This is a genomic window from Domibacillus tundrae (genome assembly GCF_000970675.1).
Taxonomy (GTDB): domain Bacteria; phylum Bacillota; class Bacilli; order Bacillales; family Domibacillaceae; genus Domibacillus; species Domibacillus tundrae.
Genome location: NZ_LAJA01000022.1, coordinates 1 through 24937 on the forward strand (window position 1 = coordinate 1; position 24937 = coordinate 24937).

Sequence of the window (24937 nt, forward strand, 5' to 3'; positions counted from 1 at the left end):
TGTTTATAGAGGGAGGTTAGCTGTACAAGTTATAAATTTAATGGTTTAAAGTTATAGAGCATTTCTTTGAATGAGGAATGCTTTTTATTTTTGCTTAAAACAAAAATCTACAATAAAAATGTTATCCGTATTAATAAAAATTTATTGTAAAACGATAAAATATATATTAAAATCAAAATCAGAATAAATAAGTGAGGTGCTTTTTATGGAAAAAGTAACAACGTTGTTTTTAAAAATAGCTGTTATTCTTTTAGGAGTCCCAGTTCTTGCTCTGTGCATCTTTTTGGTGCCTGAGATGGCGAATCTTGCAGTAAAATTGCTTCCAGAGTTTGCTTTTATAAAATATCTCGTTTTCACCGCTTTTGATGCATCGGCGATACCTTTTTACTTTGCTTTGTATCAGGCTTTCAAACTCTTACGCTATATTGACAAAAATAAAGCTTTCTCCGATTTATCTGTAAAAGCTTTAAAGAAAATCAAATACTGTGCCATCACAATCAGTATTTTGCATGTGCTAGTTTGGCCGCTCTTCTATATCTTTGCGGAAGTAGACGACGCACCAGGAGTTATCTTTGTCGGATTGGTTGTTCCTTTTGCTTCGATGGTTATCGCAGTCTTTGCGGCTGTTCTCCAAAAACTTTTACAAGAAGCAATTAATATCAAATCAGAAAATGATTTAACGGTCTGAGGTGAATAACAATGGCAATTATAATCAATATTGATGTGATGTTAGCAAAAAGGAAAATGAGCGTAACAGAACTTTCGGAGAAGGTTGGAATAACAATGGCGAACCTTTCTATATTGAAAAATGGAAAGGCAAAAGCGATTCGATTATCCACTTTAGAGGCAATTTGTAAGGCTTTAGAATGTCAGCCTGGAGATATTTTAGAATACAAAAGTGACGAAGACAGTTAAACACATTGTGGAGGAAACTTAATATAACAATTATTAGGGGAGGTATAACTATGGACATTAACAATTTGATTATTGAAAATATTGCTAACCCTCATGAGCTGGAGAGAATGTATAGAAAAGATCCGAAAGCTTTTAAAAAGTCATTCTCACACGCATGGGAACAAAATCCTGATTCTCAGGTTCTTGGTGTTTGGTATGAAAGATTGCATTTCAAGGAGACGGCAAATACAGAAAAATCTTCCTTGCTTCAAAAAGGTTTCTTATTCATGGGCATTTTAGCCATTCTGGCCGGGATAAGCACCAGGATCATTTTCCATTTTGTCGAACAGGAAGCAATTGCTCCAATTAACCTGGCTTTTGGTATAATTCCCTTTATTGCTGCCTATTTTGTTTACAATAATACTCCGGAAAAAAGTGTTATTTATTCCCTTGCAGCGTTGTTCCTAATTTCCGGGCTTTATCTTAATATGCTGCCATTAAATTATAAAGACAGTATTATCCTTGCTTATTTACACCTTCCCATATTCTTATGGGTATTAGTAGGGCTTGCATTTACAGGAAATGAATATTCAAAAGGCAGTACAAGATTAGCCTATATTAAATTTAATTTGGAATATTGTATTCTTTACGCCAGCATGGCAGTTAGCGGAATGGTACTAGCAGCATTAACCATGCAGTTATTTAGCTTTGTTGGCTTGGATATAAAAGACTTCTATTTTAGTAATGTCGTTTTATTTGGTGCTGCCGCTCTCGCTATTGTGGCTGCATACCTGGTATCAATGAATCTTAAACTTGCTAAGAATATTACACCATATATAGCTAAAATTTTTAGTCCTCTTGTCCTGGTCACATTGTTGGTCTATCTTATAACGGTTATATGGGTCGGAAAAAACCCATTCTTGGACCGCAATTTCTTGATAGCCTTCAACGGAATACTCCTTGGTGTATTGGTCGTTACCATATTTTCCATTATCGAGAGCGACTCAGACGAGAAAAAGAACATTTCAGATTATATAAATTTTGCTTTAATTGTTCTTGCGCTTATCATTGACAGTGTGGCTTTGTCAGCCATCGTGTTCAGACTTTCTTCTTATGGGATTACGCCTAATAGACTTGCTGTTTTAGGAGTAAACATACTTATCTGGGCAAATCTAATTTGGATTATGCTCTCCTATATGCGTTTTCTACAAAACAAATTCGGACCTTCAACTATCCAAGATGCCGTTACTAAGTATTTGCCGGTCTACGGACTTTGGGCAGCTTTCGTTACATTTACTTTTCCTATAATTTTTAATTAGAAAGGCTACCCTGAAAATATCCTTCCAAAAAGACGTTTTTTCATGCGCCATGGTGCGAATCTTATTAGCATGGCTGTCTCTGTTAATGTAACGAAAAGCTAATCTTCTATAACGTATAAAATCCTTAGAGCCGATATTATGCAGCTTTTTATACAGAGTTGCATAATATCGGCTTATTTTCATTACTAAAGTTAAAAAGAGGGTATTCAAACTAGAAGACATATATATTGTTGTTGCAACTGGATTCTTTAAAATATGTCCAGTTTCATGTGCCCAACGAAAAAGGACTTCATGAAACGTATTTGATAAGCTAAACTTGCAGGTTTTAAGTTGAGTTTGATTTAGATTAAATGTGAAAAGATGTACTTACACTAAAGGGGGCTTTAGTTTAATATCCAAAGTTATCATAAGCCGAAAATATGCAAGTTTTTATTCATTCCTTGTATGTTTTCGGCTTTCTTACCTTCAAAAAACATACTGCCGTAAACAGCATTTTTTAATTTCCAAATACAGACTGAACAGCAGATTAACAATATTGATAAAACGAAAAAGGGATTATTAATTATTACGGCTGAAAAAGTGGCAAGTTAAGAAAATACTATGCAACAACTACCATTTATGGTAATACGGGCGTGAGATAGTACAAAACTAAGGATTTATCTAACATTTTTATCCAATCGTCATCCCAACGAACGAAGAAGTGATGATTGCCCGTGACGTTTCTCGTTTAACAGGAGTGTAAGGCGTTTCTTCAACGTTTAGCGTGAATGCTTGGTGATGGTTATAGGCCGGGAAATGGGCTTTTAAATCAAATATTTGGTGAAATAAAACCATGATTTGAATTTCACCCTCAAAACCTCTTATGTGTTGAAAATAATCACACACTAAGGGGTTTTTTTCTTTGGCAAAAAAGAAAAGAAAAATGCAGGTTCAAGAAGCATTATCGATTGAAAAAGCAAGAGAGGTTGTCACACGAATTAAGCAACTCGAAGGTTTATCAAAGCACACACTGGAGAACTATCATAATCTGTTTAATGACCTTGAAAGCCGCTTTTCCAAAAGAAAGCTAGTTTCTAACTTTACCATTGAAGATGTCTAATTAAAAACTGCTCTTGCTAGTTAAAATAAACATTTGCCAGTTCGACCCTGATTTCGTTAAAAAATACTTTTGCGATTTCGGGGTCTTTTTCCCGTTGCACCCTTGTCAATCCAGTGTTTTTTCAATTTTCTTTTTAGTCTTTTTTAGCAAAACTTTATTTTAACTTGAACAGTGTAATGCTGGTTGATGGAGTGGATTTTAGCAGGAGATTATTTTAGTTGTACAGAGATTGTGAAGTTAAACTAAACATTTCCGATCAGTTTGATAAAAAGTGCTTAAGCATGGTATAAGTGTAAAAGAAGCAGGGACATTTTGTTTTTTAATTTTGGGATAAGGGATTGGCCTGGTATCCATAATGAGAGGATTTGAATTTGAATATGATAGATAATTTTTGGCGTGATTTACCACGACCTTTTTTTATACTGGCACCAATGGAAGATGTGACGGATGTTGTTTTTCGCCATGTAGTGAGTGAAGCAGCCAGACCTGATGTGTTTTTTACAGAGTTTACAAACACGGAGAGTTATTGTCACCCAGAGGGGATCCATAGTGTGCGTGGGCGTTTGACTTTTACAGAGGATGAACAACCAATGGTAGCTCATATATGGGGGGATAAGCCTGAATACTTTCGTCAAATGAGTATTGGTATGGCGAAACTTGGGTTTAGGGGTGTGGATATCAATATGGGCTGTCCTGTACCTAATGTGACACAGAATGGGAAGGGAAGTGGCCTTATCCGTCGTCCAGAAGTTGCAGCAGATTTAATACAAGCAGCAAAAGCAGGAGGATTGCCCGTAAGTGTAAAGACAAGGCTTGGTTACACGGATGTAGACGAATGGCACGACTGGCTAACACACATATTGAAACAAGACATTGTTAATCTTTCCATTCATCTGCGTACAAAAAAGGAAATGAGCAAAGTAGATGCTCATTGGGAACTAATCCCGGAGATTAAGAAACTTCGTGACCAGGTGGCACCAGATACACTCTTGACGATCAATGGGGATATCCCTGATCGTCAAACTGGCTTAAAGCTCGCTCATCAATACGGTATTGATGGGATTATGATTGGGCGTGGTATTTTCAATAATCCATTTGCCTTTGAAAAGAAGCCGAAAGATCATAGTAGTAAGGAATTGCTCGACCTCTTAAGGCTGCATCTGGATCTACATGATAAATATTCCAAATTAGAGCTGCGTCCGTTCAAGGCTCTTCATCGCTTTTTTAAGATATATGTCCGTGGGTTTCGAGGGGCAAGTGAATTAAGAAATCAATTAATGAACACAGCGTCCACAGATGAAGCACGTTCACTGCTCAATGACTTTGGGTCAAAGAATCTTGATAGAATGGGGGAGCAGGAGAAGTGTCCCCATTCAAGGTAAAAGCGAAGTAGGACTAAACTGGTGTGCCCCCAAAAAGTTAGAGTTTATACTAAGCAGATAATTGGCTGGTGTGAAGACGGTATTGAACCGGACTCATTCCCTCCAATTTTTGCTTTATACGTTTGTTATTAAAGTAATCTATATTAGGTTATGAATTTGCAAATTAAAAGTACGCAAATGGGGAAGATCATTTATGTCTAACTAAAAATGGAACATTAATTACTCTGTATGCTAATAATCAAAAAATTGTTTCAAAGCACGTTATTGCTTCTTTAATTTAGATAAATTATCAGCCTATAAGTAAAAAACACAGCTAAAATGGCGTCTTAAATGAAATATTGCTAACGGAATCAGGTCATATTGGTTCCGTTAGTTTTTTTGTATAATCACCAACATCCCGTATGTTGTCAATTACGGTCCACACATGTAGAATAAGGGAACATATTGGCGAAGTTCATATAAAGTGAACAGCTTGTTTCGCTTTGACAGGGTAGAGGTCGCTGGTTCGAACCCAGTAGGAACCATATAATAAAACTAAACGCGAGAACTCCTTATGTATCGAGGATTTCCGCGTTTTTTGTTGTATTATAGTTTGGCGATAAAACGTTTGGGATGAGGACAATTAGAGAACTTAAGAGTTATATCGGGAAAAAGCTGATGAGTAGATAAAACGCATTAGTCTATTAATCAAAAACACTAAGGAAGAGTGGAGAAATTTTGCCTTAAAACTCAACTATGGATTAAAAAAAGTATATAAATTGTGAAAAGATGTACTTAAACTAACGAAGCAGGTTTCTTTAACAACGAATATTTATAATTTACCTGCAAACATGAGAATTGAAGCTAGGATAGTAAATCAAATGAGACACGTTTTTCCCCTCTCAACATATTATTTAATAAGGAAAATGAGAAGAGAGGGGGGGGAATAGATGGTTAATTTATTTCCAATTGAAATAAATGGACATATCTTTTTAGGCATCTCTGTTATGTTGCCAAAAACAGGTTTAGTCATGGTTACCAGCGAAAAAGGATATATTATGTGTGGGGCTCTTGATGTCTCATTGCTAAATGAGAGGTTAAGTGATAGAAAGATCATTGCTGGTAGAGCTGTTGGTGTAAAAACAGTTGAACAGCTTTTGGAAGCACCGTTAGAATCAGTTACATTGGAAGCAGAAGCAATCGGAATTCATAAAGGTATGCTTGGAAAAGATGCTATGTTAAAAATGATTTAAAGAGAAAGTCAGTCATTTTGGCTGACTTTTTAATTTTCGGGATTTTTCATTTTTTAAAAATCAATGAAAATAAATGTAAAGCAGGTGAAGGGGGAATGAAGACACTATTATTCGTAACAGATGTATACTTTGTAGTGATAGGACAGGTTTTGTAGCTGGCGACTTCCACGAGGGCTGTATGAAAACCATGGAATTTTCCATATTTTATATAATAAAAAGCAATTAAGATGAAACAGCAGTTAGAAAATTAACTTTATGTTTTGATTTGCAAAATAATCTGTCAGTCACAAAAAAGACATTAAACCTTTTAGAAAAGCTAATTGAAGAATGTGATGATTGAGAGAGCGGTACAGATAAAAAAGAAGACTACTTATTATGTTATGTTGCATTAAAAATACCTGCAGCATTATAAAACCATTCAACATAAAAGAAGAGAACGCTTATAAGCATTCTCTTCTTTATGAATTATCATGATTCCTTAAGGACGGCTATTTTGTCCACCCTTGCGTCCTCCATTAATGGTTTTCTAAATAATACGAATAAAAAACGTATTTTAATTGAAGTTTGTTTTGTAGCCAGTTTACATGATTATAAATTATACAATGCTAAATTCGATGAAATATGTAAGGGTATTGATGAATCCATTACAGGTAAGCTATTTGATTTAGTGTGGACAATCCAGTTTCTTGGATGCGAATTCTTGATTGAAAGCAGACCAGTGTGATATAATCAAAATTTAATGGAAATTTTGAAACGAAATGAGGAAACGATAATTGAGTATCCTAACGGTAACAGATTTAAGTCATGATTTTGGTGACCGCATTATTTTTCAAAATGTATCTTTTCGTTTGTTAAAAGGGGAACATATTGGATTAGTCGGCGCTAATGGCGAAGGCAAATCGACGTTTATGAATATTATTACCGGACAAATTCAGCCGGATGATGGAAAAGTAGAATGGTCCAAAAATCAGCGGGTCGGTTATCTTGACCAGCACGCCGTTTTAGAAAAAGGAAAAACGATTCGTGATGTGCTGAAAACGGCTTTTCAATACTTATTTGATATAGAAACAGCCATTAATACCATTTACGGCCAAATGGCCGATGTAACTCCGGAAAAAATGGAAAAAATGCTCGATGAAGTCGGAACGCTTCAAGATACATTGACAACCAATGATTTTTACACGATTGATACAAAAGTGGAAGAAGTAGCGAGAGGGCTCGGCTTAGACGGGATAGGGCTTGAAAAAGATGTATATGATTTAAGCGGAGGGCAGCGGACAAAAGTTCTTCTTGCTAAGCTTCTTCTTGAAAAACCGGATATTTTACTTCTCGATGAGCCAACCAACTATTTGGATGAAGTGCATATTGAATGGTTAAAACGCTATTTGCTGAACTATGAAAATGCGTTTCTTCTGATCTCTCATGACATTCCTTTTTTAAACAGTGTTGTAAACATTATTTATCATTTGGAAAACAAAGAATTAACCCGCTACGTTGGAGACTACCATAACTTTTTAAAAGTATATGAAGCAAAAAAACTGCAAGTAGAAGCAGCCTCTAAAAAGCAGCAGCAGGAAATCGCCAATTTAAAAGATTTTGTGGCGAGAAACAAAGCACGTGCTTCAACAAGCAGCCTGGCGATGTCCCGACAAAAAAAGCTGGATAAAATGGATATTATTGAAGTGGCAGGAGACCGGCCAAAGCCTGATTTTCGTTTTAAAGAAGCCAGAACATCTGGGAAGCTGATTTTCCAAACGGAAAAGTTAGTGATCGGCTACGATAACCCTCTTTCCAAGCCGCTTGACCTTTTGATGGACCGCAGCCAAAAAATTGCTTTGGTTGGAGCAAACGGAATCGGAAAAACCACTTTGTTAAAAAGCATACTCGGTGAAATCAACCCTCTTTCCGGAAGCGTAGAGCGGGGAGACTACCAGTATATCGGTTATTTTGAACAAGAAGTAAAAAAAGAAAACCATAACACGTGCATTGAAGAAGTGCTGAATGAATTTCCGAGTTTAACGCAAGGCGAAGTTCGGGCGGCATTAGCAAGATGCGGACTAACGAGAAAACACATTGAAAGTAAAATATCCGTACTGAGCGGCGGCGAAAAAGCAAAAGTGCGGCTTTGTAAACTGATGAACCGGGAAAGCAATGTTCTCGTTTTTGATGAACCGACCAACCATTTGGATGTTGATGCGAAAAATGAATTAAAGCGGGCGCTTAAAGAGTACAAAGGAAGCATCCTCTTGATTTCCCATGAGTCTGAGTTTTATCAGGATATTGCCACGGACATTTGGAATGTGGAATCCTGGACAACAAAACAAGTGCAAAATACGTAACAGCCGAAATAGCAGCACAGCTTACTTTATGACAAATGGCCAGATCAGCTTTTATGCTGATCTGGCCTTTTTTTAAGCAAACTCTTTGCTCCGCCCCTCCGCAAATAAAATTGCTGTATTGGTTTCAGCAATTGGGCCAAATGTGCCGGCTGTAGCGGTATTTGACACAGCGTTCCACCAAACAATGCCGGAAAATGGACTTTTAAATCAACGATTTGGTGAAATGACATTGGTGCCGAAGTTGTGAAAGAGGCACTTTCAAAATAAAAGGCATGCAACATTTTGATGAAATATGAGAATGAATTCACGCTGTAAGAATCTTGCTGGAAATGTGACCAAACTCCCATATAAGAACGGGGTTTCTTACATAATCTGCGGTGCAGTGCTTGCGCTGCATGGATGGCTAACGAGCAGGTTAGTTGAAGAAGGATTGTCTATATGTATCGCAGAATAATTACATTAAAGATGTTTACAAGAAAGGAAAGTGAATTATTTGAATGTTAAGTACACTCATTTAAATCGATTCCCGATAATGAGATATTAGAGGGCCTTATGCAATTACACAATATCACTTTTGGTGGTTCTGAAGATTTGGTTAAACAAAGTGAACATTTAAAATAAGTCATTTGAAAAACAATAATATTGTTTAATCCATTCTTGAACTAACGCACTCTTTAGCTCAAGAATGTGAGACATAATTATTATTATGTTGCATTCATAACCGATAAACAAAACAGGCTCTATCCTTTGATATTGAAGGGAGGGCGCTTTTTTTCTATATAACAAGTAACCTTAATGTAGCGTTTTAGATATTTACGTTTTATTTAATACAATATAATGAATGAAAACAGGAAGTTTTTATGACAGCAAAAAAGGATGAAAACGGAACATATGCAAGAGGATGAAGATAAGGAGAAAGCAGCTTACACGGTTCGTATGCTTGCTGATATGTACGATGAGTATATTTTATTTATACATGGCGTACATATGATGAATGAGGATGGATCATTTGTGGAGGCTGGATACTATGAGTAATATGATTAAGGTTATTAATGAAGAGGGAACAGTTATACGGTGTAACGTTGTTGCGTGTCAAGATGGAATAGGATTGCAAGAGGTGAATGCATGTGAGGCAGATGGCCGAGCCGTTCATGTGTGGATATGATTAGCATTACATAACAATTAACAGGAGAGTGAATAGACATCATGTTAAAATTTATCGTAGTTTATACTGTTAATGAAAAGATTGAAATATCTCAGTTTGAGTCTGACAGTTTGCACAATGCACAGATAATAGCAGGTGAACACTTTAAAGAATTGTCCGCTTTCCATAAAGAAGAATATAATATTATAAGTATTGATCAACTTGAAAACATTCCAGTGATTTAATATGAAAGTGTGAAGCTGTCCTTTATTGGATGGCTTTTTATTTATATGCTGCTAGGAACTATTAAAGCTTACGTAATATACTTCCATCAAATTATTTTTACTAAGACAGGTACAAACCATTAATAAAAAAATGATTTTAAGTGATAAAGCATAATCCCATCAAGTCAAAACGGCGTATTTTTTCTAGCATTTGATACTCGATAAATATCAAAAAAATGTTAATCATAGATACCCTGGTAAAAAAGGATGCTTAATCTAAAGCATCTTTTTTTACCAGGGTAAACCGGTACCAAAATCCTTTGCCAGGCTGTCGCTTTCTTTTCTTCTTCTTTTGCGGTTTTCGGCTCTTTCTGCTGCTGTATTAAATAACCCTTTTTCCATATTTGTTTCAGGGACCACCTGGGGAACGGGTGTAGTATTCCCATTTTCATCGAGAGCAACCATGGTTAAAAAAGAAAGTGCGCATACATTCCGTTCTCCCGTTAATAAATCCTCTGCAATGACTTTCACGAATACTTCCATTGAGGTGCGGCCTGTATAAGTTACAAATGCCTCAAGGCAAACCGCGTTCCCTTCATAAATGGGATGGAGAAAGTCAACAGAATCAGTCGAAGCCGTTACTGTGCTTCTTCGAGAATGACGCATGGAGGCGATGGAGGCTATATCATCTATATAAGCCATTAGCTTGCCTCCAAACAAGGTTCCATGATTATTCGTATCTGGAGGCAATACGACACTGGTTTTTACTACGAATGAATCCCGGCACTTTTTTTCTTCACTCATACTGACCACACCTTTCTTTCTCATTTTTTCTACAGATGTGCGCGATTTTTGAAGCTGCGCAGGATATTCCCATCAATTGTTCCATTACAAATCCAGCGGCATAGATGCATTTATAAACAGGACCATTCACGGCCTTTTTATTCTTCCTCTTCCTTTTTAATTACCTTTACGTGCTCGTATGTTTTTTTAGCTATCATTAATAGTTGATCGTCACTCATTTGTAATTCAGATTCTGTTGAATCCTTGTTACTTTCATTTGGCAAAGAGTCTCCACCCCTTTCTCAACAACAAGTATTAACATTATTTCTTTAATTAAATCAAAAAACAGAAAAGTGTATCATATCTTGGAAAGTCCATATGTCCTGCGATGAAGCCGCTGTCAAAAAAAAGCGTAGCTGTTCAGCCTGGCCTGAGTAGCTGCAACGCGTGTTAATGTAAAAAACAAGCTATCTAATTCAAATGAAAAATATAGACGGCAGGTTAGTGGAAGAAGAACCTTGTTCTCCGCGGAACTGACAAGTTTGAACCAGCCGCCTGTAACTAGTGGAATATAGCTTACGGCCAATACATAAGGTTAAGTAAAGGGAAGGAAGGTGAAGCTTAGTGATTATTAAGATCAGCGTAGCCAGCGCGTCAGCTGCTTTTGTTTGTGTGGCTGCTAAATTAATCCAAACACTCGGGGAAACCCAGCTCACAATTGCGGAATTGAAAAATAGCGTCAACAGCCTGACAGTAGAATCACAAAGGTTGATCCATTCCGCCGAACAGGTCACTGTCGATATCCAAAGTAAAATTAAATTCCTTGATCCGTTGTTAGAATCTGCCCAGGATGTAGGTGAAGTGGTTCATAGTGTAACCGATAAAGTAAAACAGAGCGGGATCGTTCAAAACAACGAGACTCCTCCAAGCGAAACCATTGACACTAATCATCAGCCAGCAATTACTGCCTGGAAAGCGCCTGTCGAAGACCTTCCTGCAAGTGCAGACATTTATACACCAGATAACGATGGTCATGTAAACACAATCACATCTACATCAGATGGGATCGTGAAGCTTAGAATTAATTAATCGTGTATTCACTCCATTTCACCTGAAGTATGGACGTGTTACACAAACTTTATATTTAAGTCGCATACGAATACTGTTTTCCGAATGTAACGGGAAGCAATTTTCGTATTTTTTGTTTTTGCATGAAAAGTTATAAGGAGAAGCTGAAAAGGGGAGCGATCATCAAGTGTATAAGAAAGGAATATCTGCAGGGCTTGTACATAAAATCGTAAAAAGGGAGGGTTTCTTTTTATGACTATTGAATTCAGTGTTGCTGCCATCGCTATAGCCTTCATCTTGCTGGTTGTATTTTTAATCAGGCTGTTTCAAAAGGGAGTGGTCACGCTGGGCGAAACCAACCGTACCCTTGTTGAGGTGAGGAATGCGGTACATGGCCTGACACAAGAATCCAGTAAGCTGATCCATACAGCCAATGAGGTAACGGTCGATGCCAAACATAAAATGCGGACAGTCGATCCGCTGCTGGAATCTGCCCAGGATGTGGGTGAGGTGCTTCATAACATCACAAACACGGTAAAACAGGCAGCCAACTCTCGAGGGAATGGAGTTCCGCCCCGTGCAAACAAAACCAAAACCCCGTCCAACCCTAAGAGGAATATCCGGTAAAAAATGTTGCTCAGTGTAGACCTTCTGAAAGGTGGATGGAAAAAACGTCCGTTTTTAGGATGGAATAATTTACAAAAAAGATATCATGGTTGGAAAGAAAAAATGTGCAGTTTATAAAAAAGACATTCCGAGCGCTCTATTTCTTATGAATCAGCATCCCGCCAAACGAAGAAGTCATGATTTTGGTTATGTAAAATTACGGATTAAATGTCACCGATGAACTCCTCTTGTTGTGTTGAAAACCAACACACGATAAGGGGTTTTTTTTGTTAGGAAAATGGTTTTTACACTAAGCCCAGCATTTTCCCCGTATAAATTCTCCTCACTCATTCAAAATATAAATAGCAAATTGCAAATAGAAAGGAGCTGGATGAACATGAAGAGAAACTCGCTCCTCATGGTGCTGACATTGTCATTCATGAGTGTACTGATTGCTGGCTGTGCCGCCGAAGGTCAAGCAGGAGGTCAAGCCAATTATGACGAAACAAAAAAAATGGTCATTGATATATTAAAAACAGATGATGGAAAAAAAGCGCTCCAGGAAGTATTAAAGGATAAAGAGATCAAGCAGGCTCTTGTCATGGACGAACAGGCTGTAACAAAAACCATTCAAACGACCTTAACATCTGATCAAGGGAAAGAGTTTTGGAAAAAGGCCTTTGAGGACCCGAAATTTGTGGAAAGCTATGCAAAAAGCATGCAAAAAGAACACGAAAAAGTACTGAAAGGCTTAATGGCAGATCCGGACTATCAGAAAATGCTAACAGACGTTTTACAAGACCCTGAGATGCAAAAAACGATGCAGGAAGCCATGAAAAACCAGGAATTCAGAAAGCATCTTCAGGACGTGATCAATGAGACGTTATCAAGTCCTTTGTATAAAGCCAAAATAGAAGAGACGTTATTAAAAGCAGCGGAAGAAGCCGGGAAACAAGGACAAGACGGCGGAAGCTAACATAATTTTAATTTTTGTAAACAGAAGTGAATAAGGATCGTTGTATAGTCTTAATCCCTCTTACGCATGACAGTAAGAGGGTTTTGTTTTGGATAAAAAAGAATAGGTAACCACTAATTCCTTTTATTACCATAAATGGTGCATATTAATAGGTTTAACTTGTAGATATGTAAATTTGTTGATGATAGTATTTAAAAGGGTTTTTAGTTTAGAGGAGGAATTTTTGAATGAAATGGGCAATAAAATGGCTTCTTGCCGGAGCACTTTCTTTTGGACTGGCGGCTTGTGGGGAAGCAGACATTGAAAAAGTATCGGATGACGCCACGTCCGAGAAAACCGAAGAAAACTACAAGGCCAAAAAGAACCTGAACGAAGATGAAAAGCTGGCGCTTGAATTTTATCAGGTGTATATGAAAGGGACAGACGCAAAAGCAAAAGAACAATTTGTCAGTGAAAAAGTCTATGCAGACACGGCTCTGTTATTTTCTTTTGGTGCCGATGAGGAAGGTTCTGACGATTTTAATGATCTGAGAGTCATTGAATCCATACATAAAAAAGAAGAGGGCGAAGAAGCCACACTGGTTCTTGTTCACTCGACGGATCAGGAAGGAGGATTAGAAGAATCAATCGCTGCCTTAATTAACGGGAAATTTGTCATGGCATACGGCCCGTTTGCGGAAGAGGCTGAATACAGAACCGCTTTTGAAGACCTGAGAAGTGAGTTTAAAGCGGACATTCCAACAGAAACAAAAGAAGCATTAGCAAATGCAGAAACCGAAGAACAAGAAGCGAATGACGTGTTTGAAGAAACGTATAAGGTCGGCGATAACGTCAGCATTGATGGTGTGGAAATCACAATTAAGTCAGCTAAGTTTACAGATGCAGCAGAATACGGTGAGCCTCAAAAAGGTAAGGTTATCACGTTAGAAGTCGCAGTGAAAAACAACTCGGAAGAAAATGCTTATGTCGATAATACCGAATTTACCATTTCAGACGCTGAAGGCAATATGCATGAGCAATATTACAGCTACGATGATACGAGCTTCAGCAATGAAGTGAAAGTCGGCAAACAATACGCCGGCAAAGTAGCGTTTGACGTACCGGAATCGGACTCGTACGAAATCTATTATGAGCCGTCCTTCTCGATGAATGAAGGAGAAATTAAGTTCGTTGTATCAAAAGAAGAATTGCAATAATGAATTTGAACCCTCTTATGTGTTTGTTTTTTAAACACGCAGGAGGGTTTTTTTATAATAAAATATATAATGTTGGGAGCCGCTTATCTTTTAAACGTTCTCTATTAAAAGGTATAATTTGGTGGAGAAGATAAAAAAACGTGAAAACTGGGGAAGATAAAATGAAGTTTTGTATGGAGTTTGGTGATACCAATTTTATTGGCTTAGTAAATGCGTGGCAATACAAATCCTTTGTGGATGAAGACTGGGAGTTAGACGGTCTCTTGCAGCACTTTTCTCCCGAAATGAAAAAAAGGGACGATTTTGGTGTGTCAGATGACTGAAGAAGGAATTAAACATTCGTGGAACGTGAAGTGAGAATCGGAGCAGAAGAACCCGTATCATTTGTAGTGTATTGCTCTTTTTCAAGCTGAAAGAATATTTCTTTTATTTACATTAAATGCATACATAGTTCGTCCAAACAAATCATTGGTCATTAATACCCTTATCAGTACTAATAAGGGTATTAATGTGCATTCAAAAATAGCCGCAAGAAGGGAGGAGCGTGCTTCAAGGAACATGCCTTGATGCAGAGATCCTGCCGGCGGGTGAGACATTCTTTCTTTTTCCGGCCGGTACCGATTATGTGTATGCATTCAGATTTCCGCAGAAAGGTGCGCATACGGGCTGTTTTGAAAAGAAGAACTTTGGGTAGCAGAAGTAAACGAAGCGCCAAAAATGGCGACCGGAGCCGCCAAAACGAACGGTTGAAATCGAAAGAAACAAAATTCACTCTGCAAAACTCATTTGGTGCTGGGATCATTCAAAGAAAATGATCGGAAAAACGTACTTTGTCATTGCTTATGGATCTGGAATACACATAGATATGTATAAAACCATTGGATAAACCTAAAGAACCGATTTTTTTGAACAAATGAAACTATTTTAAAGGGGTGGCAGCCTTGTTGAGAGAGGGAGAGTGGAAAACAGTAAAAATTGGCGGTATGACAGCCGTTGGATATGTGAGCAATATCGTCCAAAGCGAATTTTACGGCTACAGGGTTGAATTGACGAAAGTAATTTGGATTACGGATGGTAAATACCTTTTAAGAAAACCATCACCCGGCATCTTCACAGAAGAGCAGCTGGAGCCCATCGGCGATTTTTGGGATAAGCACCGGGACAAGGAGACGCTGATCGATCTGGCGTTATTAACAGGTGACAAGAAATGGTTTGAAGAACTGACGGGACGAAAACTAAAATGGCATACCGTGGAATAGTAATTGAACAGCAGTGGACACCAGAAGAAATGGCGAAGAAGCGGTGGGGATTTGCATAAAAAAACAGCCAAAGGGGGCTCTGACTGTTCTGTGTTACTCGGATATTGCATGAGAGGATGGGGTTTCCTCACTATCAATAGAATGGACAAGTTCAGAAAGTTTTATACAAACAAAGTAAAAAAGCCGAGGAGATCCCCGGCAAAAAATGAAAAAGGGTTTTTAGAGACGGTTGAAAAGTCGAAAATTAGAAAGTATGCTCATTTCAGAAAAAATTATGCAAATAAAAAAAGCCAGGTTTCCCTGACTGTGTATTAGGAAGAACTATAAAAAACTTACCAACAATAAATTTATATGCGGTAAAAAAAGAAATATGCAAAAAAGCCGAGAAAAAGTCCCCGGCCGTTAAAATATTACTCGCAATTCTATTCTGTCACAATGGAGTTGCATCCAAGGGTGTAGAAATTTTTTTGTCTCTAACACCTAAATTAATTTTAGTAATGTTTGAAAGAACCTATCATTTACCTTTCACTGAAAAGCGACTGTTGACTTTGTCTACAATCTGAGACCTCATCAAATAATGAGGTCAATGTCATAACTTTATTATTTTCTAGCTAAACGAACTAACTCCTTCTCAGTTTTTCCATTATAAACTGACTTTATGAGCCCCACATTTGGAGCAAAGTACGTGATATAGCCGTCATCTCTTTTCACCGTTACCACATTTTTGAACGTTCCTGCTCGTGTGGTTAATGTACCATTGATATCCTTTATTCTAGACATCGGTAAGTGGTCCCAGTCTTTCCACTTGTTTCCGACTTTTAAAGGATAGGTAATATCAGTGGAAGTATCAGATGAGAGCCAAGTGTTATATAGCCCGGTGTTATCTTCATATAAAAAGTAAGGATCGTTATTTGAATGAAGCCATTTATCCCAGCCATAATATTTACCTACATAATATGTAGTAAAAGATTCTTGTTCATATTCATATGTATAAATCTTTGTTTTATCTTGTAGGTAACTATACATCCGTAGGTACTGAGAAGACACATAAGCTTTTCCTTTTTTATAGCCAATTTGCGACCAGCCGTTCTTAGATTGAGAGTAAACCGAAACAGAAGCATTATTTTTTAGTGAACCAATCACTTTATAATTATTTCCAGGTCCGCTTCTAACGTTAAGAACACCACTACTAATGGTAACGTAACCCAACTTTGAAGAGGCTGCCTCTGAATGAGCAGGGTTAAATTGAAACGCCAATTGTAAAAATAAAATGATGGTTAAGGAAATTTTAACTAGCTTTTTATACTGCATTACTCCACTCTCCTAACTTTAATCAGGTAAATTATACTATTTAAATAGCCGGTATAAAATAGAAAAATTAAAATTATAAAAGAGAGTAAGAATAATTGCCTGTATTGATAAAGTTGTTTCTTTATGTTTTTTTGATTTTGATATTATAGTCCTGGTTAAATTTTATGTGGAGGTAAATAGATTGAAGAAATATGAAGGCGGTTTACATAACTACACAGATCAGACTTTGCTGAAGATTTATCAGTTTGATTCTAAAATGAAAAAATGGAGCGTTATAAAATCATTTGTACAAACTCAACAACAGTATGATTCCATCTATGGGTCGTTACAGTTTATAACTAAAGGAAAGCTAATCGACAACGATAAAGAACAACTTATAGTGGGATGTTCCATTGAAGTATCTTCATAATATTTTCCTTTCCAAGGTTATACAATTCATTATATACGTTTGGAGAGATAGAAGGAGAGGGTAGCTGTCAATTTATCATTACTAAATGGATAATAAAAAGACCGGCCGTAGCCAGTCACAAATACTTCTTTAATATTTTCTTAAATGTTCTTTTATCAATAATTCGTTCGTCGAGTTTCGGCCAGGCACCGCAATCTCTTCATTACTAAAGGGCACACCATAATGATCTTTTCTTTCCTCATGGGATCAGCTGCTTTACGTAAAAGGTAAATGTTACGTATTGATTCTCTTATAAATTAATCAAATAACTTGCCTAGTATTTTGTTCAGAGATGAGTTGGTTGAATCCGCCGTTGGTGCATACTGCTTTTTTAACTCTTCTAATGCTCTAGCTTGGTTTTCTTTAAGATTTTGTTTAAATTTCGCTTTGCTGCGCTTGTGACGAGAATCTCTCAGCAACTCCTTCATGGATTGCTCGTTCATCTTGCGTAATTGTTCAACTAGTTCCTTACCTGTATTATCCATCTGTTTCCCCTCTCTTTCTGAATTAGTCTACCTATTACAGAACATCTAATTTGACCACAATAGCGAGGAGAATTTGAAGTAATGCCTGGATATTTACGGCCAAGTCGGTGTCAGTTGTAGTCACCTTTACATGCTTTGATCCTTCGATGACCGTTTTTTGAGTGTTTTGCTGTTTTGTCTTCATGAATTGCTTTAGGTCTTGAACGACGCCTTTGCTTTGATCCGAATCACCGAGAGTGATGCTGATGACGGTGGCAATGGCTACCTGGATTCCGAGCTGTAAAGAAACCGCTGCCTGCGTATCTGTTGTACGGACCTCAACATCTTCAGAATCTTTAACGATAATCCACTCAAAAGATTTCTGCTCACTTGAAACAGCCTGATCGCCTTCTTGCAAAACATCTGCATCATTTTGGTTACTGTTGTCGTCACAATGATCCAATGCTCTCCACTTTTTCTCACTCATGTTATTCACCTCTTTCTTTTAGGATTTTAGTTACAAAATGTCTAGTTTAATAACTAGCGCAACCAGCACTTGTAGGAGTGCCTGGATGTTGACGGCCAAGTCGGTGTCAGTCGTTGTGACTGTGACATCTTTTGAATTTTCAATAAGAATTTTCTGTTTATTCGTTTGCTCAGAATCAAATTTCTGGAACAGCTCTTGCGCTACAGTTTGGCCTTCATCCGAATCGCCAATGGTGATGCTGATAATTAGCGCAATGGCTAGCTGCAAGCCTACTTGAAGGGAGACAGCTGCCTGCGTATCTGTTGTTTGAACCTCAATATTGCATGAATCTTTAATCCACACTAGCTCGTCGGATTCTTGTTCGATGACTGATTTCTGAATACCTTCCTGCAGAACATCTGAATCGTCGTGTTCATTGTTGTTCTCACTCTGCTTACGTCTTGGCTTTTTGTAGTCATCCTCATCATGATTTCTTGACATAACTTTAAACCTCCTTTTCCGTGTTATACAATAACGTATGAGGCTATCAGGCTTTTTGAAGCGGCATATGTAACTATTCTAAAAAAATAAAAAATCGCTTATGAACAAGCGATTTCAGAAGATAGAATGGAAAGGAGCAATGAAATGGGCGTCATCGCTTTAAATAAAAAGAAGAACGCCCATTATTGTCTAGCTGCGAAAATTTAATGTAATATTTTAAATTTATATATTAGATTGACTGTAAAAGAGCACTTGGATCGGTTAAAAGAATTAGGATATGTTGAATGGGAAAAGGGGAAACCAAGAACGCTGTATATAAGAGAGGAAAAAGCAAAAGAGTCCGTGAAAGGACTCTTTTTGTAGAGCGTCTGTCCTGAAATTAAGTGCCTCCCACATGGTCTCCCAAAATAATGGGGAGAATACAGGAAACTACAAAGCAGAAAATAGTTTTAAACTTGGAGAACTCTAATATATCAAAGTTTTAAAAGTAGGTTTATTTCAATCTACAGATCACTGTTCTTTTTTATTGTAATAGTCGACAGCGAACTGGGCGCCTTCCTCGACCATCTTGTTGTCAGCAGTATCATCTGGATGAGGATTGCCGGCTTTATGAACGGGGAAATTTTCGGCCGATGGCTGGGACTCTCCATTCAGCTTTTTCTTCGCCTGCGTCATCCAGCCGTCAAATTTTGTCCGATTTTCTTCTTTAGACAGCCACCATGCAGCCGCGCTGGCGCCAACGAGAAGGTAGCCAAGTCCGCCGTTTTTTTGTTTTTTATTTACATTGTTGTTATACATGAAAAAATCCTCCTTCATAGCTGCCACAAAGGGCGCTTGCTTGAGAATAGTTTACCCGCGGTTTTCCTATTCAAAACATAGCTGGATGAAAAAAGAAAGTGGTTTAAAGACGATAGATGAGGGTAATAATGATATGTTAAGGATAAACTGATTAAGAGAGGAAGTGGGCACGATGGAACATTCATTCCACTCTTCACAATGGACATGGAAAGAGTTCGATATAAAAAATGATGAACAGGCGAAAGAGCTCGCGAAAAAGCATCATACATGCAAAAAATGGATTGAAGATGTGAAGACGAATAAAACCAATTCTCTCGAAATGTATACAGGGACGCCCGGTGAAGAAGTGCTTTGGGGCTCACTTGTTTATTTACAGCATGCAGACGAAAAAAATAATCGGCATGTTTTCCATTTTTATTTGACACGAAATGAAATGGTCACAGCCAATTTAGACTTATCGAAGCTTGATTTTGCAAACGTGAAAGCGATGAAAGAAAAAATGCATCATTCTGAAACATCGGTAGAAGGATTCCTTGTGTTAATTGGGGAGATCATGACGCATTTTTTAATGGAAATCGATAAATTTGAAGTGAAGCTACGGGATTTATTGTGGGAGATAAAAGAAAGAAACAACACGAGTATTTTAGATCGGGCGGCTAATACAGATCACGAACTGCTGATTTGGAAAAACCTCATCATTCCAATGATGGAAACTCGGATGGCAGTGGAAGAAGCATTTGGCGACGAAGTGATGGAAGGAAAACAATATAAACGGACTAAGAGGCGAATAGAGCGTTCAAGGACGCTTATACGTGAATATGAAGAAGAAATAGATGCGCTTTTAGATCTTGAAAATGTTGTGTCGACACACCGTGGGAACGAAATTATGAAAACACTCACGGTCATCACGACTTTATTCACACCAGTTATGGCTCTCGGTGCGATCTGGGGAATGAATTTCAAGCATATGCCGGAACTGGAATGGAAATACGGCTATTTATTTTCAGGCACGTTGATCGGAGCATCTACATTTGCTCTTTATGTTTTTCTAAAGAAAAAAGGCTGGATGGGTGATATTCTGGCTGTCCGCAGCAAAAAATCTTTTTTTAAGTGATTCATTTTTCTTATGGACAGTGATAAAGTTCTTGTTATTTACTTATATCTATGAATGTAATAAGATAAAAGGTGTGAAAAATTAGAACAAATAAAAAAACTAATTTTCCGACTGCCTTACACTACATATTCAACTTAAGAGGGGGAACCGAAATGGCGACTAATGATGTCTTTAACGCCCGCGCAAGTTTTGACCTGAATGGTAAGCGCTACAATTACTACCGTCTGGCGGCACTCGAAGAAGCGGGTACGGCGAATGTTTCACGCCTGCCATATTCGATTAAAGTATTACTTGAATCTGTACTCCGTCAATTTGACGGTTATGTGATTAAAAAAGAGCATGTTGAAAACTTGGCGAAATGGGGCGCGGATGCTGATGCGGAAGCAGAAGTTCCATTCAAGCCTTCACGCGTTATTTTGCAAGACTTTACAGGAGTTCCAGTTGTCGTTGACTTAGCTTCTCTTCGTAAAGCGATGGCTGATATCGGCGGCGACCCACAAGTCATTAACCCTGAAATCCCGGTTGACCTCGTTATTGACCACTCTGTTCAAGTAGATGCTTACGGCACACCGGAAGCGCTGGAGCGTAACATGGAGCTTGAATTTGAACGCAATGCAGAGCGTTACGAATTTTTAAGCTGGGCACAAAAAGCATTTGACAATTATCGGGCGGTTCCGCCGGCAACGGGGATTGTTCACCAAGTAAACCTGGAGTACCTGGCAAATGTTGTCCACGCGATTGAAACAGAAAATGGCGAATTTGATGCATATCCGGATACACTTGTCGGAACAGATTCCCATACAACAATGATTAACGGCATCGGTGTACTTGGCTGGGGCGTTGGCGGTATTGAAGCGGAAGCAGGTATGCTTGGACAGCCTTCATACTTCCCAATTCCTGAAGTGGTCGGTGTTAAACTAATAGGCGAACTTCCAGACGGCGCCACAGCGACTGATCTTGCTCTAAAAGTAACACAAGTCCTTCGTCAGACAGGCGTAGTTGGTAAATTCGTTGAGTTCTTTGGTGCAGGGGTTGCATCACTTCCGCTTGCAGACCGTGCAACAATTGCGAATATGGCACCTGAATATGGCGCAACTTGTGGATTCTTCCCGGTTGATTCGGAAGCACTTGATTACATGCGCTTAACAGGCCGTGATGAAGGTCATATTCAAGTTGTTGAACAATACTTGAAAGAAAACGATATGTTCTTCACGCCGGCAAATGAAGATCCTATTTACACAGAAGTGGTTGAACTGAACCTTGCTGAAATTGAGCCGAACTTGTCCGGGCCGAAACGTCCACAAGACTTGATTCCACTCTCTCAAATGCAAAAGTCATTTCAAACAGCGGTCAGTGCGCCTCAAGGCAATCATGGCTTCGGATTAACAGCAGATGAGCTTGACAGAACAACAACTGTTAAATTTAATGATGGTGCAACAGCTGAAATGAAAACAGGTGCAATCGGCATTGCGGCGATCACATCTTGTACAAATACATCGAATCCATATGTTCTTCTTGCAGCTGGCCTTGTTGCCAAAAAAGCGGTTGAACTTGGTCTTGAAGTGCCGAAGTTCGTGAAAACATCATTAGCACCAGGCTCAAAAGTTGTCACAGGCTACCTTCGCGATTCAGGTCTTCTTCCTTATATGGAAAAAATCGGTTTCAATGTTGTTGGCTATGGCTGTACAACATGTATTGGGAACTCAGGCCCAATGAAAGAAGAAATTGAAAAAGCGATTATTGATTCTGATCTTCTTGTTACATCTGTTCTTTCAGGTAACCGTAACTTTGAAGGCCGTATTCATCCGCTTGTCAAAGGAAACTACCTTGCGTCACCGCCGCTTGTTGTCGCATACGCACTTGCAGGGAACGTAAACGTAGATCTTCAAAACGATCCAATCGGCAAAGGAAAAGATGGACAGGATGTTTTCTTTAAAGATATCTGGCCAGGAACAAAAGAAGTAAAAGAAGCGGTTAAACGCACAGTAACGCCTGAATTGTTCCGCAAAGAATATGGTCAAGTATTTAACAGCAATGAAAAATGGAATCAAATTCAAACGAGCAACGAAGCGCTTTATAGCTGGGATGCGGATTCTACTTACATTGCAAATCCGACATTCTTTGAAAATCTTTCTACAAACCCGGAACCGATCCAGGCACTTGCGGGACTTCGCGTAATGGGTAAATTCGGTGATTCCGTCACAACGGACCATATTTCACCAGCAGGTGCAATCGGCAAAGATACACCGGCAGGAAAATACTTGCGTGAAAAAGGCGTTGAGCCTCGTAACTTTAACTCGTATGGCTCCCGCCGTGGGAATCATGAAGTAATGATGCGTGGTACGTTCGCCAACATCCGGATCCGTAACCAAATCGCACCAGGTACAGAAGGCGGATTGACAACATTTTGGCCTACAGGCGAAGTAATGCCGATTTATGATGCATGCATGAAGTATCAAGAGCAGGGTACTGGCCTTGTTGTGCTTGCAGGTAAAGACTACGGAATGGGTTCTTCACGTGACTGGGCGGCCAAAGGAACAAATCTACTTGGCGTTAAAACAGTCATCGCGGAGAGCTATGAGCGTATTCACCGTTCAAATCTTGTTATGATGGGCGTGCTCCCGCTTCAATTCAAGTTAGGTGATAATGCAACAACACTTGGTTTAACAGGTGAAGAAACATTTGAAGTAGCCATTACTGATAACGTAAAACCACGTGAAATTGTAAAAGTAACAGCAACAGCTAAAGATGGCAAGAAAACAGAATTTGATGCGCTCGTTCGTTTCGATTCTGAAGTTGACGTTGACTACTACCGCCACGGTGGTATTTTGCAAATGGTCCTTCGCGGCAAATTGCAAAGTGTAAACGCAAATAACTAATAAAGTGAATGAAGCCGGTTCCTGATAAAGGGAACCGACTTTTTTTTCGTGATGCAGTTGCTATTCAAATATGATTGTAGTTTAATGATACATATAAATGAATAATTATTTATGAGTGCTCGAAACAAAATTGTTGAGAGATAATAGGGAATCCGGTAGAAATCCGGAGCAGCCCCCGCTACTGTAAAAGCATTTTGTTTAAACATGCTTAAGCCAGGAAACCTGCTTATAAATAGACACTTCTAAATTCTTCGGTGGGAAGAAAAGGATTGAAAAACGCTTTTTCTCTTTTATTGATAAAGGGCTTATTTGCAAACCTTAACTTCACGAGTTAAGGTTTTTTTATATTTATGTATATAGGGGAAGGGATGTTTTTACATTGACAGAAGAGAGTTTGCTGGCTGTACATATACCGAAAAGAGATGAAAAAACCGGTGAAGAAGTTCGAAAATACATAAATTCACTTACAAAACCTCAAGGCAGTCTTGGCAGGCTGGAAGAACTAGCTGTTGAACTATCAAAAATGACTGGAGAAGTATTTCCTGTTATTTCACCTCCAGGGGTGATTATATTTGCTGCGGATCACGGGATTACATGTGAAGGAATTTCTGCTTATCCACAAGAGGTTACTGTACAAATGGTACGGAATTTTTTGAATGGCGGAGCCGCGATCAATGTTTTCAGCAGGTCTATTCGTGCAGAGATGTGTGTGGTAGATATTGGAGTAGCCAGTGATATAGAGCATGAACAGCTAAAGATGAAAAAAGTTCGGTATGGAACAGCTAATTTTTATAATGAAAACGCAATGAGCCGTGATGAAGCAATGAAAGCACTAGAAGCTGGATATGAACAAGCATCAAAAATGATCAGCGATGGTGTTAAATGTCTTATCCCTGGAGAAATGGGTATTGGCAATACAGCAGCAAGCAGTGCAGTAACAGCGGCAATCAGCGGCATTAGTGTAGAAAAGCTTGTTGGTATGGGGACCGGCATTGAAAAGGAAAAAATCAAGTATAAACAAATGATCATTAAACAAGCTCTTGAAAAAAGAAAGCCGAAAGCAGATGATCCTATTGATATTTTATCTAAAGTGGGCGGTTTGGAGATAGCCGCGATGGCGGGTGCAATGCTCGCTTCTGCAGCAAATAGGACCCCTATTCTTATAGATGGCTTTATTGCTGCGACTGCTGCATTAGCAGCCAAAAAGATTTCCAGTAACGTGACAGATTATATGATTATGGGACATTGTTCAGTTGAGCCCGGTCATAAGATAATAATGGAATTATTAGAGAAAAAACCACTTCTTGATCTCCAAATGAGGTTAGGGGAAGGATCGGGAGCTGCTGTTGCTTTTCCGATTCTCCAATCTGCTGTTTTAATGCTGAAGGAGATGGCTACATTTGATTCAGCTCAAATATCGGGACAGGAGTAGAGG

General features: G+C 38.5%; 27 protein-coding genes, 1 pseudogene and 1 riboswitch. Of the genes and pseudogenes, 20 read left to right on the forward strand and 8 right to left on the reverse strand.

The window, feature by feature from the left end; translation table 11 throughout:
- The first annotated feature begins 205 nt into the window (after window positions 1-205).
- From VQ00_RS15230 to VQ00_RS15240, 3 genes are read left to right on the forward strand one after another with little or no spacing between them, the layout of a single operon-like run.
- The gene (locus tag VQ00_RS15230) at window positions 206-688 is read left to right on the forward strand and encodes a DUF2975 domain-containing protein (protein ID WP_046180987.1); all 483 of its coding nucleotides are present in this window, start codon (window positions 206-208) and stop codon (window positions 686-688) included.
- 11 nt (window positions 689-699) lie between these two features.
- Complete coding sequence (locus VQ00_RS15235; protein WP_017153334.1) at window positions 700-915, forward strand: helix-turn-helix domain-containing protein; 216 nt, start codon at window positions 700-702, stop codon at window positions 913-915.
- Window positions 916-965: 50 nt separating this feature from the next.
- Window positions 966-2213, forward strand: a complete 1248-nt coding sequence (locus VQ00_RS15240) for a DUF4153 domain-containing protein (protein WP_046180988.1) — start codon at window positions 966-968, stop codon at window positions 2211-2213.
- A gap of 669 nt (window positions 2214-2882) precedes the next feature.
- Here the strand turns inward: VQ00_RS15240 and VQ00_RS18675 are convergent.
- Window positions 2883-3047, reverse strand: coding sequence for a hypothetical protein (locus VQ00_RS18675; protein WP_156154085.1), 165 nt, complete (start codon window positions 3045-3047; stop codon window positions 2883-2885).
- Between the two features lie 67 nt (window positions 3048-3114).
- Here VQ00_RS18675 and VQ00_RS15245 point away from each other — a divergent pair, with 67 nt between their 5' ends.
- A complete protein-coding gene (locus VQ00_RS15245) occupies window positions 3115-3312 on the forward strand; it encodes a hypothetical protein (protein WP_046180989.1) in 198 nt (65 codons plus the stop codon).
- 377 nt (window positions 3313-3689) lie between these two features.
- Window positions 3690-4694 carry a tRNA dihydrouridine synthase gene (locus VQ00_RS15250; protein ID WP_046181041.1) on the forward strand — a complete coding sequence of 335 codons (1005 nt, stop codon included), beginning with the start codon at window positions 3690-3692 and terminating at the stop codon, window positions 4692-4694.
- Between the two features lie 49 nt (window positions 4695-4743).
- Here VQ00_RS15250 and VQ00_RS19545 read toward each other — a convergent pair whose 3' ends face one another.
- Window positions 4744-4836, reverse strand: coding sequence for an IS3 family transposase (locus VQ00_RS19545; protein WP_082091604.1), 93 nt, complete (start codon window positions 4834-4836; stop codon window positions 4744-4746).
- A gap of 787 nt (window positions 4837-5623) precedes the next feature.
- Between VQ00_RS19545 and VQ00_RS15255 the strand changes: the two genes are divergently transcribed.
- The 5 genes and pseudogenes from VQ00_RS15255 (at window position 5624) to VQ00_RS15270 (ending at window position 9654) form a co-directional block, all read left to right on the forward strand.
- A complete protein-coding gene (locus VQ00_RS15255; protein ID WP_046180990.1) occupies window positions 5624-5926 on the forward strand; it encodes a YunC family protein in 303 nt (100 codons plus the stop codon).
- 773 nt (window positions 5927-6699) lie between these two features.
- Window positions 6700-8265 carry an ABC-F family ATP-binding cassette domain-containing protein gene (locus VQ00_RS15265; RefSeq protein ID WP_046180992.1) on the forward strand — a complete coding sequence of 522 codons (1566 nt, stop codon included), beginning with the start codon at window positions 6700-6702 and terminating at the stop codon, window positions 8263-8265.
- Between the two features lie 136 nt (window positions 8266-8401).
- Window positions 8402-8470: pseudogene (locus VQ00_RS19550) on the forward strand (hypothetical protein); the annotation flags it as partial.
- A 671-nt stretch (window positions 8471-9141) separates the two neighbouring features.
- Window positions 9142-9300, forward strand: coding sequence for a hypothetical protein (locus VQ00_RS18685; protein WP_156154086.1), 159 nt, complete (start codon window positions 9142-9144; stop codon window positions 9298-9300).
- A 171-nt stretch (window positions 9301-9471) separates the two neighbouring features.
- Entirely contained in the window at window positions 9472-9654 is a 183-nt protein-coding gene (locus VQ00_RS15270) for a hypothetical protein (RefSeq protein ID WP_046180993.1), read from the forward strand.
- Between the two features lie 270 nt (window positions 9655-9924).
- Here VQ00_RS15270 and VQ00_RS15275 read toward each other — a convergent pair whose 3' ends face one another.
- Window positions 9925-10437 (reverse strand): acyl-CoA thioesterase, encoded by a 513-nt coding sequence (locus VQ00_RS15275; protein WP_046180994.1) that lies wholly within the window; start codon window positions 10435-10437, stop codon window positions 9925-9927.
- Between the two features lie 603 nt (window positions 10438-11040).
- On the opposite strand from VQ00_RS15275, the gene VQ00_RS15280 reads away from it, so the two are divergent.
- The 6 genes from VQ00_RS15280 (at window position 11041) to VQ00_RS15305 (ending at window position 15521) form a co-directional block, all read left to right on the forward strand.
- A complete protein-coding gene (locus tag VQ00_RS15280; protein WP_046180995.1) occupies window positions 11041-11505 on the forward strand; it encodes a DUF948 domain-containing protein in 465 nt (154 codons plus the stop codon).
- A 231-nt stretch (window positions 11506-11736) separates the two neighbouring features.
- The gene (locus tag VQ00_RS15285) at window positions 11737-12111 is read left to right on the forward strand and encodes a DUF948 domain-containing protein (protein ID WP_052728600.1); all 375 of its coding nucleotides are present in this window, start codon (window positions 11737-11739) and stop codon (window positions 12109-12111) included.
- 376 nt (window positions 12112-12487) lie between these two features.
- Complete coding sequence (gene gerD, locus VQ00_RS15290) at window positions 12488-13066, forward strand: spore germination lipoprotein GerD (protein ID WP_046180996.1); 579 nt, start codon at window positions 12488-12490, stop codon at window positions 13064-13066.
- Between the two features lie 227 nt (window positions 13067-13293).
- Window positions 13294-14262 carry a DUF4352 domain-containing protein gene (locus tag VQ00_RS17810; protein ID WP_052728602.1) on the forward strand — a complete coding sequence of 323 codons (969 nt, stop codon included), beginning with the start codon at window positions 13294-13296 and terminating at the stop codon, window positions 14260-14262.
- 140 nt (window positions 14263-14402) lie between these two features.
- Window positions 14403-14585, forward strand: a complete 183-nt coding sequence (locus VQ00_RS15300) for a hypothetical protein (protein ID WP_245618131.1) — start codon at window positions 14403-14405, stop codon at window positions 14583-14585.
- Window positions 14586-15203: 618 nt separating this feature from the next.
- A complete protein-coding gene (locus VQ00_RS15305) occupies window positions 15204-15521 on the forward strand; it encodes an IDEAL domain-containing protein (protein WP_046180997.1) in 318 nt (105 codons plus the stop codon).
- 600 nt (window positions 15522-16121) lie between these two features.
- On the opposite strand, the gene VQ00_RS15315 is transcribed toward VQ00_RS15305, so the two are convergent.
- On the reverse strand, window positions 16122-16832 hold the full coding sequence (locus tag VQ00_RS15315; protein ID WP_046180999.1) for an SH3 domain-containing protein: 711 nt from the start codon (window positions 16830-16832) through the stop codon (window positions 16122-16124).
- 181 nt (window positions 16833-17013) lie between these two features.
- Here VQ00_RS15315 and VQ00_RS15320 point away from each other — a divergent pair, with 181 nt between their 5' ends.
- Window positions 17014-17241, forward strand: a complete 228-nt coding sequence (locus tag VQ00_RS15320) for a hypothetical protein (protein WP_046181000.1) — start codon at window positions 17014-17016, stop codon at window positions 17239-17241.
- 296 nt (window positions 17242-17537) lie between these two features.
- Here the strand turns inward: VQ00_RS15320 and VQ00_RS15325 are convergent, their stop codons facing one another.
- From VQ00_RS15325 to VQ00_RS15340, 4 genes are all read right to left on the reverse strand, one after another.
- Window positions 17538-17765 carry a hypothetical protein gene (locus tag VQ00_RS15325; protein WP_046181001.1) on the reverse strand — a complete coding sequence of 76 codons (228 nt, stop codon included), beginning with the start codon at window positions 17763-17765 and terminating at the stop codon, window positions 17538-17540.
- Between the two features lie 34 nt (window positions 17766-17799).
- The gene (locus VQ00_RS15330; RefSeq protein ID WP_046181002.1) at window positions 17800-18231 is read right to left on the reverse strand and encodes a spore coat protein; all 432 of its coding nucleotides are present in this window, start codon (window positions 18229-18231) and stop codon (window positions 17800-17802) included.
- A gap of 30 nt (window positions 18232-18261) precedes the next feature.
- Entirely contained in the window at window positions 18262-18711 is a 450-nt protein-coding gene (locus VQ00_RS15335; protein WP_046181003.1) for a spore coat protein, read from the reverse strand.
- Between the two features lie 510 nt (window positions 18712-19221).
- A complete protein-coding gene (locus tag VQ00_RS15340) occupies window positions 19222-19509 on the reverse strand; it encodes a hypothetical protein (RefSeq protein WP_046181004.1) in 288 nt (95 codons plus the stop codon).
- Window positions 19510-19681: 172 nt separating this feature from the next.
- On the opposite strand from VQ00_RS15340, the gene VQ00_RS15345 reads away from it, so the two are divergent.
- From VQ00_RS15345 to cobT, 3 genes are all read left to right on the forward strand, one after another.
- A complete protein-coding gene (locus tag VQ00_RS15345) occupies window positions 19682-20623 on the forward strand; it encodes a magnesium transporter CorA family protein (RefSeq protein ID WP_046181005.1) in 942 nt (313 codons plus the stop codon).
- 152 nt (window positions 20624-20775) lie between these two features.
- Window positions 20776-23502, forward strand: a complete 2727-nt coding sequence (gene acnA, locus VQ00_RS15350; protein ID WP_046181006.1) for an aconitate hydratase AcnA — start codon at window positions 20776-20778, stop codon at window positions 23500-23502.
- Window positions 23503-23598: 96 nt separating this feature from the next.
- Window positions 23599-23746, forward strand: a riboswitch (cobalamin riboswitch).
- A gap of 153 nt (window positions 23747-23899) precedes the next feature.
- On the forward strand, window positions 23900-24934 hold the full coding sequence (gene cobT / locus VQ00_RS15355) for a nicotinate-nucleotide--dimethylbenzimidazole phosphoribosyltransferase (RefSeq protein WP_156154088.1): 1035 nt from the start codon (window positions 23900-23902) through the stop codon (window positions 24932-24934).
- Window positions 24935-24937: the final 3 nt, after the last annotated feature.